14 protein-coding genes, 1 tRNA gene, 1 other RNA gene and 1 riboswitch are annotated in these 14,528 nt (G+C 65.2%); of the genes, 6 read left to right on the top strand and 10 right to left on the bottom strand.

The genetic code is table 11. The features are described from left to right. The 3 genes from CG51_RS07590 to CG51_RS07580 all read left to right on the top strand — a co-directional run bounded on the left by CG51_RS07590 (position 1) and on the right by CG51_RS07580 (position 2,512). Entirely contained in the window at positions 1 to 648 is a 648-nt protein-coding gene (locus CG51_RS07590; protein ID WP_035743638.1) for a protein-L-isoaspartate(D-aspartate) O-methyltransferase, read from the top strand. A 50-nt stretch (positions 649 to 698) separates the two neighbouring features. Next, positions 699 to 1,961, top strand: a complete 1,263-nt coding sequence (locus CG51_RS07585) for a peptidoglycan DD-metalloendopeptidase family protein (RefSeq protein WP_084695092.1) — start codon at positions 699 to 701, stop codon at positions 1,959 to 1,961. 239 nt (positions 1,962 to 2,200) lie between these two features. After that, on the top strand, positions 2,201 to 2,512 hold the full coding sequence (locus tag CG51_RS07580) for a hypothetical protein (RefSeq protein ID WP_035743636.1): 312 nt from the start codon (positions 2,201 to 2,203) through the stop codon (positions 2,510 to 2,512). Positions 2,513 to 3,098: 586 nt separating this feature from the next. On the opposite strand, the gene CG51_RS07575 is transcribed toward CG51_RS07580, so the two are convergent. Further along, positions 3,099 to 3,175: transfer RNA gene (locus tag CG51_RS07575), tRNA-His, on the bottom strand. 128 nt (positions 3,176 to 3,303) lie between these two features. On the opposite strand from CG51_RS07575, the gene CG51_RS07570 reads away from it, so the two are divergent. Next, positions 3,304 to 3,525, top strand: a complete 222-nt coding sequence (locus CG51_RS07570; RefSeq protein WP_035743634.1) for a DUF6324 family protein — start codon at positions 3,304 to 3,306, stop codon at positions 3,523 to 3,525. An 855-nt stretch (positions 3,526 to 4,380) separates the two neighbouring features. Here the strand turns inward: CG51_RS07570 and CG51_RS07560 are convergent. Continuing rightward, on the bottom strand, positions 4,381 to 4,851 hold the full coding sequence (locus tag CG51_RS07560) for an MmcB family DNA repair protein (protein ID WP_035743630.1): 471 nt from the start codon (positions 4,849 to 4,851) through the stop codon (positions 4,381 to 4,383). A 108-nt stretch (positions 4,852 to 4,959) separates the two neighbouring features. On the opposite strand from CG51_RS07560, the gene ssrS reads away from it, so the two are divergent. Both ssrS and CG51_RS07555 read left to right on the top strand, forming a co-directional pair. After that, a non-coding RNA gene (gene ssrS / locus CG51_RS19490) (6S RNA) lies at positions 4,960 to 5,117 on the top strand. A 385-nt stretch (positions 5,118 to 5,502) separates the two neighbouring features. Beyond that, entirely contained in the window at positions 5,503 to 6,531 is a 1,029-nt protein-coding gene (locus CG51_RS07555) for a type I glyceraldehyde-3-phosphate dehydrogenase (RefSeq protein ID WP_051930221.1), read from the top strand. Here the strand turns inward: CG51_RS07555 and CG51_RS07550 are convergent. From CG51_RS07550 to CG51_RS07515, 8 genes are all read right to left on the bottom strand, one after another. Further along, positions 6,510 to 6,998 carry an ureidoglycolate lyase gene (locus tag CG51_RS07550; RefSeq protein WP_035743628.1) on the bottom strand — a complete coding sequence of 163 codons (489 nt, stop codon included), beginning with the start codon at positions 6,996 to 6,998 and terminating at the stop codon, positions 6,510 to 6,512. The genes CG51_RS07555 and CG51_RS07550 overlap by 22 nt on opposite strands. A 2-nt stretch (positions 6,999 to 7,000) precedes the next feature. After that, complete coding sequence (aroA, locus tag CG51_RS07545) at positions 7,001 to 8,332, bottom strand: 3-phosphoshikimate 1-carboxyvinyltransferase (protein WP_035743626.1); 1,332 nt, start codon at positions 8,330 to 8,332, stop codon at positions 7,001 to 7,003. 74 nt (positions 8,333 to 8,406) lie between these two features. After that, complete coding sequence (trmB, locus tag CG51_RS07540; protein WP_035743624.1) at positions 8,407 to 9,132, bottom strand: tRNA (guanosine(46)-N7)-methyltransferase TrmB; 726 nt, start codon at positions 9,130 to 9,132, stop codon at positions 8,407 to 8,409. A gap of 69 nt (positions 9,133 to 9,201) precedes the next feature. Then, complete coding sequence (gene metK / locus CG51_RS07535; RefSeq protein ID WP_035743622.1) at positions 9,202 to 10,368, bottom strand: methionine adenosyltransferase; 1,167 nt, start codon at positions 10,366 to 10,368, stop codon at positions 9,202 to 9,204. A gap of 7 nt (positions 10,369 to 10,375) precedes the next feature. Beyond that, a riboswitch (SAM-SAH riboswitch) is annotated at positions 10,376 to 10,424 on the bottom strand. 34 nt (positions 10,425 to 10,458) lie between these two features. Then, a complete protein-coding gene (gene lnt, locus CG51_RS07530; protein WP_051930219.1) occupies positions 10,459 to 11,991 on the bottom strand; it encodes an apolipoprotein N-acyltransferase in 1,533 nt (510 codons plus the stop codon). A 1-nt stretch (position 11,992) separates the two neighbouring features. Next, complete coding sequence (locus CG51_RS07525) at positions 11,993 to 12,874, bottom strand: transporter associated domain-containing protein (protein ID WP_035743620.1); 882 nt, start codon at positions 12,872 to 12,874, stop codon at positions 11,993 to 11,995. A gap of 36 nt (positions 12,875 to 12,910) precedes the next feature. After that, positions 12,911 to 13,414 (bottom strand): rRNA maturation RNase YbeY, encoded by a 504-nt coding sequence (gene ybeY / locus CG51_RS07520; RefSeq protein WP_035743618.1) that lies wholly within the window; start codon positions 13,412 to 13,414, stop codon positions 12,911 to 12,913. A 42-nt stretch (positions 13,415 to 13,456) separates the two neighbouring features. Continuing rightward, positions 13,457 to 14,464: a PhoH family protein gene (locus tag CG51_RS07515; protein ID WP_051930217.1), complete on the bottom strand. Its 1,008-nt coding sequence runs from the start codon at positions 14,462 to 14,464 to the stop codon at positions 13,457 to 13,459. Between the last annotated feature and the right edge of the window lie 64 nt (positions 14,465 to 14,528).

Here is a 14,528-nt window from a genome sequence, read left to right as displayed (position 1 = left end):
ATGACGGAGGAAGACCTCTCCGAACGAAAGATGCGCTTTCTTTTCACCCTGCGGTCCCGCGGGGTGACGGATACGCGCGTACTGGCGGCCATGGAAAAGATCGACCGGGGCAGCTTCGTCACCGGTGTCTTTGCCGAACGCGCCTATGACGATACGCCGCTGCCCATCGCCTGCGGCCAGACCATCTCCCAGCCCTCCATCGTCGGCCTGATGACGCAGGCGCTGGAGGCCGGCCCGCGCGACAAGGTGCTGGAGGTCGGGACCGGCTCCGGCTATCAGGCGGCGATCCTGTCGCAGCTTGTCCGGCGCGTCTACACGATCGACCGGCATCGGAGGCTCGTCCGGCAGGCGGAGGCAACGTTCCAGCAACTCGGCCTGCACAACATTACCGCCTTTGCCGCCGACGGCTCCCACGGGCTGCAGGAGCAGGCGCCGTTCGACCGCATCCTCGTCACGGCTGCGGCAGAAGATCCGCCCGGCCCCCTCTTGGCCCAGTTGCGCGAGGGGGGTATCATGGTGCTCCCCGTCGGCCAGTCGGACGCGGTGCAGAGCCTGATCAAGGTCACGCGCACGGCAGAAGGCGTGCATTACGAAGAGCTTCGCTCCGTGCGGTTCGTGCCGCTCGTGGAGGGGCTCGGCCAGGAATGATGCCGGACGCAAGGGTCGCACAGACGGCCCCCGTCGGGAAACTGAAGAGGATGACAGTGATGCCTTTCCGTTCCGCTCAGCGACCGTTGCGCCGGATCGCGCTCGCCTGCGCAGCGCTTGCCATCGTGGGAGCCTGCGGGCGACCGCTCGACTGGGACATGCGCGGTGTCATTCCCACCAATCTCGACACATCCGAAGCCGCACGCCAGCCGACAGCCAGCCGTCCGCAACCGGACGGGCGGGGCGTCATCTCCTATCCGACATATCAGGTGGCCGTGGCCCGGCGCGGCGACACTGTCGGCAGCATTGCACAGCGGGTGGGCATTCCGGCAAGCGAACTGGCCTCTTACAACGCGCTTGCCAGCGAAACGGGTCTTCGGGAAGGTGAGGTGCTGGCATTACCGCGTCGCGTGAGTGAGCCCATGACGGTGACGGCTGACTCCGGCTTCTCCTCCGATACAAGCAGTATCTCCAGCGGGTCGATCGCGGCCGCACCGGTCGATGTGACGACGCTAGCCTCCGGTGCGATCGAACGTGCAGAAACGTCCGGTACGGTGCGGAGAACGCCTGCAACCAGCCAGAGCGCCAGTTCCGCCAATGTCAGCAGTCGCCCGCCCGCTGCTTCCGGTAGTCGGGCAGAGCCGGTCCGCCATCAGGTCAAGCGCGGGGAGACGGCCTATTCGATAGCGCGGCTCTACAACGTCTCGGCCCGTTCGCTGGCGGAATGGAATGGGCTGGACGCCCAGATGACCGTGCGCGACGGCCAATATCTGTTGATCCCCGTCGCGACCGGCCCCGCTCCTGCGCAATCCGCGGCCAATCAGCCGGGTACCGGTTCCCCCACGCCGCCGCCGCCGAGTGCCGCGACCCCATTGCCGGAGAAGAACACCAAGACCAACGAGGAAATTGCCGCGGCCACACCCGCCTCACCCAACCTCGGCGCACAGCGGACGCCTGCCTCCTCCGCCCGGCTCGCCATGCCGGTGGAGGGGAGCATCATCCGCCCCTATGCGCGCGGCAAGAACGAAGGGATTGACATCGCCGCCCCCGCCGGGGCCACCGTCCACGCCGCGACCGACGGCACGGTTGCAGCGATCACTCAGGACACCGATCAGGTGCCGATCCTCGTCATTCGCCATGCCAACAACCTGCTCACGGTCTATGCCAATATCGATAGCATCAAGGTGGCAAAAGGCTCCGCCGTTACGCGTGGACAGGCCATTGCGACCGTGCGACAGGGCAACCCTTCGTTCCTGCATTTCGAGGTGCGCAACGGGTACGAGAGTGTCGATCCCATGAGCTACCTTCAGTAACATTTCCGGTCATTGCCGGTTTATCAGGCCATGCGTGACCGGCGCATGGCCTTTTTTCACTCAATCGCACGGTAGAGGGCCGTCTGCCCTCGCTAAGGTTTGGAACCGGTCTACACTTTTGTCACGGCACTCGCCCACCACGCGCCGTTTCGCTGCCGCTTCTAGCTGTCTGAGCCGAAGTCCACAGACCTGTCTGGCACCCGCCCGCGTGGAGGGTCCGCTACGTGGAAGGAATTGCGATGAAGCTTTCCCGCCTGATCCTGTGTGCTGCTCTTCTGGCCGCATCCCCCGCGCTCCCTCATAGCTGGTACAGCGCTTATTGCTGCTCCGGGCAGGATTGCGCGCCGATCCCCGCCTCCGCGGTTCATGCCACCAAGGACGGGTGGGAAATCGACCTGAGGGCCGGCCAGTATCCTCTCATGGATGCACCGTTCCATGCCGTCATCCCGTATAACAGTCGGACGATACAGAAGAGTGAGGACGAGGACTTTCACCTCTGCGTCGTCGCAAGTCGCGCGCGCTGCCTGTATGTTCCTCCGCTCGGGCAATGATCTGCAATGCGGAAATTGGCCGAATACGGGGGTGCAGAGCAGCTTTCCACCCTGCACCCCCAACACCCCGGCGTCTGTGCGTAGCACGTCAGGACTACGCAAAGGATAGCGCGCCTACGCGCACGACAAGAGCGGATCGACAACAGTCCATACGGAGCCGGCATCGCAGCAAAGTCGGCCGCGAACAGCATGGGTCGAAATGCCGTTGCGGGGCCCGTATCTCGCGCGGAACACGGCCGCAGAGAGCGCCCGATGCGATCCGCGGAACCGCCACGTGGAAAGTGACGGCAAAACCGGATCGAAGCCGATATGACGGCCAGCGCCTCCCCGTCGCGATTGGCGAAAGGCCTGGATTGCACCACGTATCACGCCGACTCACCGACGACAGAAAGGCAGGTGCTTCGAAGACGCCCATGCAGCACTCAAAAAGCCTGACGTCCGAGAGACGACAAAATGGGATGTATCCGCAGCCAAAGTCGTTCAGAAGCGGCGAACTGCGGGAAAAAATCCAACCTGACAGATTGAAGGCGAATTTCCCAATGTCTTCCGAGCTCGACAGAAAACTCAAACATATCGCCTGGTTCGGTGGTACCGCCTCCCCGGCTCGAACGGGGGACCCCCAGATCCACAATCTGGTGCTCTAACCAACTGAGCTAAGGCGGCACGGGGGGCGATTTACCCTTCATAGAGGGCTTTGGCAAGACCCATCGCTTGATCAAATGACGAAGGGGGCATATCCAACCGCTCTGAAGCCCGAAGGGGGCGCAACCACCGGCACCAAGGGGAACACTATGGGTATCAACAAGGAAAGCGAAGTCGCCGCCAATCTCCAGATCGGACCCACCTCCCTCGGGATGGTGCGAATCTATGTCGAAGCGGAAGGCATGGAGCTGCCGCTCGACTTCGACCCCGAGGAGGCGGAGGAAATCGCCGAAGAGCTTCGGGCCGCAGCGGAAGCTGCGCGCAGTATGGGCGGGTCGGAGCCTTCGCCGAAGGGCAAGCCGAAGCGCTGAAGGCTTCCGGCTCGGGCCTGTTCGAGGGCCAAGGCCACGACCGTTCGCTTCGGAATCAGCGGCTCCGACTTGAGGATCACCGCCTGTGGGATCCTACACCCCGAGGCGGAAGTCAGGCTTGGGCGCGCTCCGGCTCCGCCTCGTTTCGCTGGACCTCAGGTTTGAGCGGGCGCGGGGTGGTTTCCAGTCTGCCGGAGACACTTGGTGGTGATTTGATCACGCCCGGCGGTGCGCCGAGAGGGACCGGGGATCCCATAGGAAACCTCGGGCCCCCACGCCGGAGGAGCAGCAATCCCCCTCCTCACCGGGGGCTGAATGACAGGCAAAACGGCATCGCAACGGGTTCTTCGGGCCATGAGCCCGACCGCTTCCTGCGACATGTCGATCTGGTCCCTCCGGGCGCGGAGGGTGCGGCGCACCCCAGAGAGAGGGGAACTGCGCCAGTCAGTTGCTCTCCCCGCGATCAGGGTGTTTGGGCGGCGATGGTGCTCTTGGCGAGGGACGCGCAGATTGCTCTGACACCTGCGGCTCACGGCGGCTTCGTGACAGATGAATTGCCCTGTCAGGTCCGTCCGAACGCTGATGGACGGCTGATGGACGAGTGTCCGCGGAAGCTGGAGCAGCGAATCCGGCAAACCTCGTGCGTGATGTCAGACCGGCTTCCCGAGAAGTTGCAGGGAGAGTTTTGGCCCGTCGGTCCTGCCTGACGCAGCCAGAGTCGTGACTGCCACTGCGGGTCGGGCACGGAAAAGCATGGTGCCGCCGCAATTCGCCTCTACGCCAAAGCCCCGTTGCTACATTAGCGTAATCACAACCGATAAGAGCCGCATCCGCCGACGCCAGTGAGGCAATCCGTCAAAACCGCGGTCCTCCGGCCCCAGCACCGGGATCACGAAGCGTCTGCAGCCTTAGCGCTGCGTGGCGCGCGAATTTCTGCGTCAGGAGCTTGCGGCGGGCTCCAGCAAGCGGCGTCTCCGGCCCGAGGCGGCGGATTTCCGCATCATAACTGTCAGCAAGGATCAGGCCCGTGCCATCGGGCAAGAGATCGGCAGGAAAATCGGCATCGACAGCCCAGAAGAATCGATCACACCATTCCAGATAGCCTTGCCACTTCCTGTCGCCTGCGAAATCGGCGCGGCATGACTTGCATTCGACCACCCAGATTTCTCCCTTCGGGCCGAGCGCCATGACGTCCACGCGGAGGCCGGGAGCGGGCACCAGCTCCTCTACCGTCGCAAAGCCGAGGGAGAGAAGGTGACGGCTCACGCCGCGTTGGAGAAGCTGTCCCGGTTGAAGACTGGGAAGGGGAATGGAGTGGGGCTGCATGGCGCGACTATGAACAGAGAGAGAACGTCTGTCCAGCCGAGGGGTGATCACATCTTTTGCGCGACAGGCTCTTGTGGCCGTCGCTGGTCGGGCCTATTTTTGCGGAGGCGGGTTCTGCTCCTCACGTGCGCAGGCTTTTTTCCAGTGGCCGATAAGCATTTCCGAGGGGGCTGGCTCTGCCGGGATCCTGGTCCCGGTATCTGGCACCCACCTGGTTAGTCCAGGCTCTCGGGAAATCACGCCGGCACGGTTGCTGCGGTTCCCGCCACTCGCCAGACAAGACGGGCGAATCAAAAAGGGCCGGTCGATCCGGCCCTTCCGTCATCTGATCCGAAGGAACCCGTGAATCACCGACGACGCATTGGTTGTTTCGTCACCCGGATCGGCACCGGTAGCGCATCTGGCGCCCGCATTGGCCCGGCTACCGCAGCTTTCAAAGCCTCCCCCATACGTTTGATGAGCGACCCGGCACGAGCCAGCGACCCAGAGCGGCGGACAGAGCGAACAGGCATAGGAGCAGTCTCCTGAAGGTTGCCCGATCAGCGTAAGGCCGAGTCGCCCCTGACGCCAAGCGAAATCGCGTGATCGCCTTGCTCTTGGCCTTCTTCCGCCGTGCCGCTAGGCACGTATGAGGCAACAGGAGGGAACGGCATGACGGTTCGCGTGGCGATCAACGGGTTCGGGCGCATCGGGCGGTCGGTGCTGAGAGCGCTGGCCACGCGCCCGGGAGATATCGAGATAGTCGCTCTGAACGATATCGCCACTCCCGAGATCTGCGCCTATCTGTTTGAATACGATAGCGTCTTTGGCCCCTACCCCGGCAGCGTCGCCCTGCGCGCGGGGCATCTCGTGGTCGACGGGCGGGAGATCCCGCTTCTTCGCCAATCAGACTTGTCGCGCGCCGATCTTTCCGGCGTCGATGTGCTGATGGAATGCACGGGCCGAGCGGACAGCCGGGAGGTAGCGGAACGCGGATTGAACGCAGGCGCAGGCCGGGTGCTCGTCTCCGGCCCGTCGAGAGGCGCCGATATCACGGCCGTGATCGGCGCGAACGAGGCGGAAGTGACGCCCGCGCATCGCATCGTCTCCAACGCCTCCTGCACGACAAACGCGCTCGCGCCCTTGCTCCGGCTCCTGAATGCGGAGTGGGGGGTGGAGACGGGCTACATGACCACCATACATTGCTACACTGGTAGCCAACCCACAGTGGACAGCCCCGCCGCCGACTTTGCGAGGAGCAGGGCTGCCGCACTCTCCATGGTGCCGACGACGACCTCGGCCTCCCGGCTGGTGGATATCGTGCTGCCCCATCTGGCGGGACGGGTCGAGGGGTCTGCCGTGCGGGTGCCGACAGCCTCCGTCTCAGCCGTGGATCTGACGTTCATGCCCCGCCGCCCGGCCAGCGTGCAGGCGGTCAACGCCGCGCTGCGCGAAGCGGGCGGCGTCCTCGGGTGGACGGAGCGCGCGCTGGTCTCGACCGACCTGCGCGCGCGGCCCGAAAGCGTGGTGATTGCGCTGCCGGAAACCGCCGTGACCGGCGGCGGCATGGTGCGCGTCTTCGGCTGGTACGACAACGAATGGGGCTTTTCCAACCGCATGATCGACATGGCGGTGCGGCTCGCGCGGCAGGATCAGGAGCAGGCGGGAGGACGCCAGCCTCAGGGTGAAACGACGGTATAGGGCTCGTCGAACCAGTATTCCTCAAGATTGGGCGTGTCGCCGATCCTGTCCACCACCGCGAACAGACCGGGCGCGTGGAGCGGCGTCAGCACCCCGTGCCAAGTGCCCCGGTGGAAGTTGATCGCCTGCCCGGCCGTGGTCAGGAAGGCCAGCGGCAGCCCGGGTCGCCCCCCTTCGTCAGGTGCGACGATGACAAGGAATGGGTCGAGCGACATCGGCACGAAAGCCTGGCTACCGTCCGGGTGCCGCTCGACCAGATCGAGCAACAGCGGCAGGGCGCGAGGCTCCGCCTTGAAGATCGACAGACCTGCCCGCCCTTCCGGCCCGAAATCCAGTCCGGCCCGGTCGTGCCAGCGGCCACAGAGACCCTGATTGATGATCCGGTCGGCGGTCCCATCGGCGGAAAGGATATCGCCAAAGGGAGCGAAGGCCGCCGCCGTCAGCGGCTGTATGGTGATCTGGTGCATCCTCAACCCTCCGCGAGCGCCTGCATGAGCGGCAGGAAGTCGGGGAAGGATGTAGCGATCGGGCGCGCGTCGTCGATCGTCACGGGCTGCTGCGCCGCAAGGCCCAGCACGTAGAAACTCATGGCGATGCGGTGGTCGAGATGGGTGCGGACCGTGGCACCGCCCGGCACGCCCTCCGCGCCACGACCGTGGACGATGAAGATGTCCTCCTCCTCCTCCACCGTGACGCCGCAGGATTCCAGCCCGCGCGCCATGGCGTCGATCCGGTCGCTTTCCTTCACCCGCAGCTCACGCACTCCGCGCATGACGGTCCGGCCTTCCGCAAAGGCGGCGATGGCGGACAGAACGGGGAATTCGTCGATCATGGAGGCCGCGCGGTCCTCCGGCACGTCCACGCCCTTCAACGCAGAGAAGCGGACCCGGAGATCGGCGACCGGCTCCCCCCCCTCCTCACGCGCGTTCTCGAAGGCGATATCGGCCCCCATCTCGACCAGCGTCAGGTAGAACCCGTCGCGCGTCGGGTTGCGGCTGACACCGGGAACCCGGATATCCGATCCTTCCACGATGAGCGCGGCAGCCACGGGAAAGGCGGCGGAGGACGGATCACGCGGCACCGCGACGGTCTGGGGACGCAACTCCGGCTGTCCGGTGAGGATGATCGCCTGCCCCTCTGCCGTTTCCTCCACGCGGAGGGTGGCGCCGAAGCCCCGGAGCATCCGTTCGGTGTGGTCGCGTGTCGGCTCCCGCTCGATCACGACAGTTTCACCGGGCGCATTCAGCCCCGCGAGCAGCACGGCGGATTTCACCTGCGCCGACGGCACGGGCAAGGCGTAGCGCACCGGCACCGGATCCCGCGCGCCAATGACGGTCATCGGCAACCGCCCGCCCGCGCGGCCATGCGCCACCGTTCCGAACAAAGCCAGAGGATCCGTCACCCGCGCCATGGGACGGCGGCGGAGGCTCGCATCCCCGGTGAAGGTCGCAACGATGGGCGAGGTCGCCATCGCGCCCATGATGAGCCGCACGCCCGTCCCCGAATTGCCGCAGTCGATGACACTCTCCGGCTCGGCAAAGCCGCCGACGCCCACGCCATGCACGCTCCACGCACCTTCGCCATGACGGGTCACTTCCGCCCCGAAGGCCCGCATCGCCTTTGCCGTGTCGATGACATCCTCGCCTTCCAGAAGGCCGCTGATCCGCGTCTCGCCCACGGAAAGCGCCCCGAAGATCAGCGCGCGGTGGGAGATGGACTTGTCCCCCGGCACCGTCGCCTTGCCCCGGAGCGGGGCGGAAGCGCGGACGACAAGCGGGGCGGGCGAGGCTTCGGCAGTCATGAGGGTTCCTCCGTGGTCTGGCCGCCTCATAGCCGAACTGACCGAGCCGGTCTATCTGGGGTCTATCTGGGCCGTTACAGGCGACGGAAGGTGAGGTAATGCGGCACCCGCCCCTCGCGGAGCGCCTTCTGCTCATAGCGGGTGGAGTACCAGTCGGACCACGGCTCCCGCCAGTCGGACGGACCTTCGGCCAGCCATTCGAAGCCCGCCTTCGGCACCTCCTCCAGCGTCTGGCGCACGTAATCGGGAATATCCGTCGCGACACGCAGGATGGCCTGTGGCCGCAGCACCCTGTGGAGAGGCCCGAGGAACTCCGGCGTCACGAAACGACGGCGATGGTGGCGCTTCTTCGGCCAGGGGTCGGGGTAGAGCAGGAAAGCCCGCGCGACGGAGCGGTCGGGCAGCACGTCGAACAGGTCGCGCACGTCGCCCGGATGCAGGCGAAGGTTGGTGACACCCGCCTCCCGCACCTTGCCAAGCAGCATCGCCACACCGTTGATGAAGGGCTCGCAACCGATCAGCCCCACTTCCGGGTTCTGCGCGGCCTGATGAACAAGATGCTCACCACCACCGAAGCCGATCTCCAGCCAAACCGGCCGGTCCCCGAAAAGCTGTGTCAGGTCCAGCTCGGTGCGCTCCGGGTTCTCCTCATGGGTCACGCCGGGAAGGCGCAACTGGCCCAGATCCTCGCTGAGATACCCTTTCTGGCTGGGCCGCAGCGTCTTGCCGTGGCGACGGCCATAGAAATTGCGCCAGGGACGCTCGGCACCCGCGGCGGAATCGCTCTGGTCGTCAGTCATGAAAAGGCCCCGGTCGCTGATACCGGGGCCTCTTCGCGCGGCAAGGCCCGCGCGTCAAGCAAAAGGGGGTCAGACGGCGCGCTTCAGCGCCTCCACCAGATCGGTCCGCTCCCAGCTGAAACCGCCGTCATTGTCGGGTTGACGTCCGAAATGGCCGTAAGCCGCGGTCCGGGCATAAACCGGGCGGTTGAGCTCCAGATGATCGCGGATGCCGCGCGGCGTGAGGTCCATGACCTGCGCGACGGCACGTTCGATCTCCGCCTCATCCGCAACGCCGGTGCCGTGGGTATCCACATAGATGGAAAGCGGCTTCGCCACGCCGATGGCATAGGAGAGTTGAAGCGTGCAGCGCTGTGCAAGCCCGGAGGCGACGACGTTCTTCGCCAGATAGCGCGCGGCATAGGCGGCGGAGCGGTCCACCTTGGTCGGATCCTTGCCGGAGAAGGCACCGCCCCCGTGCGGCGCGGCGCCGCCATAGGTATCCACGATGATCTTCCGTCCCGTCAGCCCCGCGTCCCCATCCGGGCCGCCGATGACGAAAGTGCCCGTCGGGTTGACCCACCATTCGGTGTTCTCCGTCAGCCAGCCGTCAGGAAGCACCTCGCGGATGTAGGGCTCCACGATCGCGCGGATGTCGTCGGAGGTCTGATCCTCGCTCGCGTGCTGGGTGGAGAGGACAAGCTGGGTCACCTCCACGGGTTTGCCGTCCTCATAGCGCAGCGACAGCTGGCTCTTGGCATCCGGGCGGAGGCTCGGCGCCTCACCGGATTTGCGGGCTTCGGCCAGACGGCGCAGGATGGCGTGGGAGTAGAGGATCGGCGCGGGCATCAGCTCCGGCGTCTCGTCCACAGCGTAGCCGAACATGATGCCCTGATCCCCCGCCCCGTCCCGGTCAACGCCTTGGGAGATATGGGCGGATTGCTCGTGCAAGTAGTTGTTCAGCTTGAACGTCGCCCAGTGGAACTTGTCCTGCTCGTAACCGATGTCCTTCACGCAGGCGCGCGCGATGTCCTCGATCTTCTCCATGTAGCTGTGGAGCTTGTCCTTGTCGGACAGGCCCACCTCGCCGCCCACCACCACGCAGTTCGTCGTGGCAAAGGTTTCGCAAGCGACGCGGGCATTGGGCTCTTCGGTCAGAAAGGCGTCAAGGACCGCATCGGAAATCCGGTCACAAACCTTGTCGGGGTGACCTTCCGAAACGGATTCGGAAGTAAATACGTAATTCTGTCGGGACATCGGGAAGCGCTCCATTAAGACAACCCCGTCACGCCAGGAAGCCGTTGTGACGGGTGCGATGCCAAGCCGTAGCGGCCGTGGCGGCGGAGTTCAATCTCTTTCTCTGCGCCGTAATAAAAGCAGGCCCGCTCCAGCCACAAGAATGAGGGCCGTCATGGGGAGATCGCCCATGCGCGCATAGGGTGTGGCCGGCAGCGCCGCGGGAACACTGCCATCCAGCGTGCCCTCCACGTTCAGCGGCAGGGCGGATACGATCGCCCCCCGCGCGTTGATGATGGCCGACACGCCGGTGTTCGCGACGCGGATCAGCGGCAGACCCTGCTCCACCGCGCGGAGTCGCGCCTGCGCCAGATGCTGATACGGGCCGGACAGGTTTCCGAACCACGCGTCGTTCGTAACTTGCAGGATCCAGTCTGCGCGGCCGGGCACACCGCGTAGATCCTGCGGAAACACTGCTTCGTAACAGATGAGCGGCAGTACCGTTCCCAGCGGGCCAAGGTCGAGGATGGCAGGCCCCGGCCCCGCCGAATAGCCGTCCCCCTCCCGCGCGGCGAGACCGTGAATCCCGAACCGCGCCGCGATGTCACCGAAGGGAATATATTCCCCGAAAGGAACGAGATGGTGCTTGTCGTAAAGCCCGGTGACCTGCCCAGTCCGGCCCAGAACCGCGAGAGAGTTGTAATAGCGCCCGCCATCACCGCGCTGCACGCCCAGTGCGACGGGACGGCCCCCGGAAGCATCCGCGATCATCGCCAGAGGCTCGGCGGCATCCTCCAGCAACCAGACCAGCGCCGTCTCCGGCCAGATCGTGAGGTCGGGCGGTGGATCGGCGGGCATCGCCGTCTGTTCGAGCTGCTGGCGGAACTGCGGACCGATCAGCGTCGGATCCCATTTCAGATGCTGCGGAATATTGGGCTGGACAAGACGGACATGGATCGGGGTTTCCCGTGACGGAAGCGGCTCCGCCAGCCGTGCGAGGCCACCCGTCCACAGCAGCGCGATCACGACGGCGCCTGCCACGGCTCCGGGCAGACGTAGCACAAGCGGCAGCGCGGCGAGAAGGGTCGTAAGAAGGGTAAGACCCACCGGCCCGACATAGGCCGCCGCTTGCACCACCGGCGTGTCGATCCAGACGTGCCCGATCAGCGCCCAAGGGAAGCCGGTCAGCACATAGCCGCGCATCAGCTCCACCGCCGCGAAGCTCACGGCGAGCGCGACAGGCCGCAACCGACCCCGCCCCAGTGCCCAGCCGGCCCCTGCCGCCAGCGCCCAGAACAGCGCCATGCCGGTCGCCAGAAACACCAGCGCGAACGGAGCCATCCAGCCCTGCCGCGCCGCATCCACCATGAAGGGTTCGACGATCCAGAAAAGCGCGGCGGCGAAATAGCCCGTGCCGCCCATCCAGCCCCGCCACAGAGAGCCGCGGAGGCTCTCACACACCGATATCTGCGCCATCAGCCAGCACAGCGCCGGCAGGGCCATCCACCAAAGGCCAAGCGGTGCCTGCCCCGACGCGAGCAAGGCACCGGCAAGCAGTGCAGGAAGTGCCGCCCGCAAAGCGGGCCGAAGCGTGAGCCATCGGACCGGATGACCAGCCAGCACCGTCCGGCCTTCTTCGGTCATGCTATCCGGCCGCAGCCGCAGCCGCAGCGGGAAGACGCAGGCGAAGCCGCTTGATCCGGCGCGGTTCGGCGTCGATCACCTCAAACACCGCGCCGCTTTCATGCTCGATCTCCTCGCCCTCCGCGGGAACCCGGCCCGAAAGCATGAAGACAAGCCCACCGACCGTGTCGATCTCCTCGTCCTCCGTATCGGCAAGCTGCATGCCGATGGCTGCCTCGAAGGCTTCCAGCGGGGCGCGGGCTTCCACGATCCAGACGCCGGGGCGCTCCTGCAACCACAGCCGACCCTCGACGATGTCGTGCTCATCGTCGATCTCGCCGACGACTTCCTCCAGCACATCCTCGAAGGTCACCAGCCCGTCCACGCCGCCGTATTCGTCGATCACCAGCGCAAGATGCGTCCGCTCTGTCTGCATCTTCTGCAAGAGGACCGAAAGCGGCATGGAAGGCGGCGCATAGATCAGCGGGCGGAGAAGCGGCCTGAGGTCGAACGGCCCGGTATGACCGTTGAACCCGTAGCGAAGCGCCAGATCCTTCAGGAGCAGAAGGCCCAGCGGCCTGTCCAGCGTCTGTTCGTAAACCGGCACGCGCGAGAAGCCATGTTCCCGGAATACCCCGACCAGAGCGTCCTTGTCGATGTCCACATCGACCGCGACGATCTCTGCCGCAGGCACCATCACATCCGACAGGCGCATGGTCCTGAGTTTGCTGAGTCCGCCGAGACCCGACCGCGCCACACCTGCCCCGGCAGAGTTGCGCGCCGCGTCCTCGGCATCGTTTGAGAGAGCATTCAGGATGCGGCCGAAAAAGCCGCGCTGTGAATTCTCTTCGGAGTCCTGCGCGCGGTGCGCCGCGCTAGAAGACCCATCGACGGAATCGCCCATTGTTCCTTTCCAGATTGCGAGGGCCTGTGCCCCCGATCAAGCATATGGGTCAGATATGCCCATCGTGGCAAGTATCCTGACCTCAAGTCCTTCCATCAGGGCGGCATCTGCCTCCCTCACATGGTCATATCCAAGCAGGTGCAAAATACCATGGATGACCAGATGCGTCACGTGATCCTTGAGCGGGATGCCCTGTTCCGCCGCTTCGCGACCGCAGGTTTCCCAAGCGATGGCGATATCGCCCAGCTCCTCCGGGTCATCCGCGTCGCCGGGCTCCGGGCGGTCGGGCGCGCCGCCATCTTCTTCCGCACCCCGTTCCTCGGAGGGCCAGGAGAGCACGTTGGTCGGTTGTGGCTTGCCGCGGAAGTCAGCGTTCAGCACCGCGATCCGCGCATCGTCGCAGCCGAGGACGCTGATGAGAAACCCTTCCTCGCCCAGCTCCAGCAGGTTCAGCACTTTTTCGGCCGCGACTTCGGCGATCGCCGGGAGGTCTATTTCCTCCCAGCGATCATCCTCGATGATCGTATCGACAAGCGACATGCGCACCCGCGCGGACAGAAGGGCGCCGCCCGCCCGGACGGATCAGCCCGCCTCGGACCGCTCATACGCTTCGATGATACGGGCGACAAGCGGATGGCGAACGACATCCTGCGCGGTGAAGTAGTTGAAGGAAACGCCCTTCACCCCCGCGAGAATCCGCTCCGCATCCGACAGACCGGAGGCGGTGCCGCGCGGCAGGTCCACCTGTGTCCTGTCGCCGGTAATGACCATGCGGGACCCCTCACCCAGACGAGTAAGGAACATCTTCATCTGCATGGTCGTGGCGTTCTGCGCCTCGTCCAGCACGACAAAAGCATTGGCCAGCGTCCGCCCGCGCATGAAGGCCAGCGGGGCGATCTCGATCCGCTTTTCCTCCAGCATCTTCTGCACCTGCTTGGCAGGCAGGAAGTCGTTCAGCGCGTCGTAGAGCGGCTGCATGTAGGGATCGACCTTCTCCTTCATGTCGCCGGGCAGGAACCCCAGACGTTCGCCCGCCTCAACGGCGGGACGGGAGAGGATGATCTTGTCCACATGCCCGCCGATGAACATGGTCACGCCCACCGCGACGGCGAGATAGGTCTTGCCCGTCCCCGCCGGACCGATGCCGAAGCACAGCTCGTTCTTGAACAGGTTCTCGACATAGGCCTTCTGGGCTTCGGTCCGCGGCTCCACGTGTTTCTTGCGGGTGCGGATCTCCATCGGCGTGCCGTGGAACATCTCGAACTGGGCGTCACCACCCCGCGCGAAGGTCTGATCTCCCATGCGAATCACGGCGTCCACATCGGCGGGCTCAAGCGGCTTGCCGGATTCCAGCCGCGCATAAAGGGCACGGAGTGCGGCCGACGCGGCATCCCGCGCGCCTGCTCCCCCCATCACTGCGAGCTGGTTCCCCCGTCGGAGGATGTGCACCCCGATCTTCTGCTCAATCCGTGCGATGTTCCTGTCGAACTCTCCGCACAGGTCAATGAGCAGCCTGTTATCGGGAAATTCCAGAAGCGTTTCAGAAACGTCTTCCGGGCGGGGCGGGGGTGTCAGCGCGCTGATGCCCAATAAGGACTCCTATGGCAAAGGGTCGCAAGGGGATGGTGCCAAGACGCCCGGCTTCACGCAAGCG

Source organism: Haematobacter missouriensis (assembly GCF_000740775.1).
GTDB lineage: Bacteria > Pseudomonadota > Alphaproteobacteria > Rhodobacterales > Rhodobacteraceae > Haematobacter > Haematobacter missouriensis.
Note: the sequence above shows the minus strand (reverse complement) of the source record. Positions and strands in the feature narration are given on the sequence as shown.

Coding starts and splice junctions, on each gene's coding strand:
- CG51_RS07590 (WP_035743638.1), top strand. CDS start 1: ATGACGGAGGAAGACCTCTCCGAACGAAAGATGCGCTTTCTTTTCACC.
- CG51_RS07585 (WP_084695092.1), top strand. CDS start 699: ATGACAGTGATGCCTTTCCGTTCCGCTCAGCGACCGTTGCGCCGGATC.
- CG51_RS07580 (WP_035743636.1), top strand. CDS start 2,201: ATGAAGCTTTCCCGCCTGATCCTGTGTGCTGCTCTTCTGGCCGCATCC.
- CG51_RS07570 (WP_035743634.1), top strand. CDS start 3,304: ATGGGTATCAACAAGGAAAGCGAAGTCGCCGCCAATCTCCAGATCGGA.
- CG51_RS07560 (WP_035743630.1), bottom strand. CDS start 4,851: ATGCAGCCCCACTCCATTCCCCTTCCCAGTCTTCAACCGGGACAGCTT.
- CG51_RS07555 (WP_051930221.1), top strand. CDS start 5,503: ATGACGGTTCGCGTGGCGATCAACGGGTTCGGGCGCATCGGGCGGTCG.
- CG51_RS07550 (WP_035743628.1), bottom strand. CDS start 6,998: ATGCACCAGATCACCATACAGCCGCTGACGGCGGCGGCCTTCGCTCCC.
- aroA (WP_035743626.1), bottom strand. CDS start 8,332: ATGACTGCCGAAGCCTCGCCCGCCCCGCTTGTCGTCCGCGCTTCCGCC.
- trmB (WP_035743624.1), bottom strand. CDS start 9,132: ATGACTGACGACCAGAGCGATTCCGCCGCGGGTGCCGAGCGTCCCTGG.
- metK (WP_035743622.1), bottom strand. CDS start 10,368: ATGTCCCGACAGAATTACGTATTTACTTCCGAATCCGTTTCGGAAGGT.
- lnt (WP_051930219.1), bottom strand. CDS start 11,991: ATGACCGAAGAAGGCCGGACGGTGCTGGCTGGTCATCCGGTCCGATGG.
- CG51_RS07525 (WP_035743620.1), bottom strand. CDS start 12,874: ATGGGCGATTCCGTCGATGGGTCTTCTAGCGCGGCGCACCGCGCGCAG.
- ybeY (WP_035743618.1), bottom strand. CDS start 13,414: ATGTCGCTTGTCGATACGATCATCGAGGATGATCGCTGGGAGGAAATA.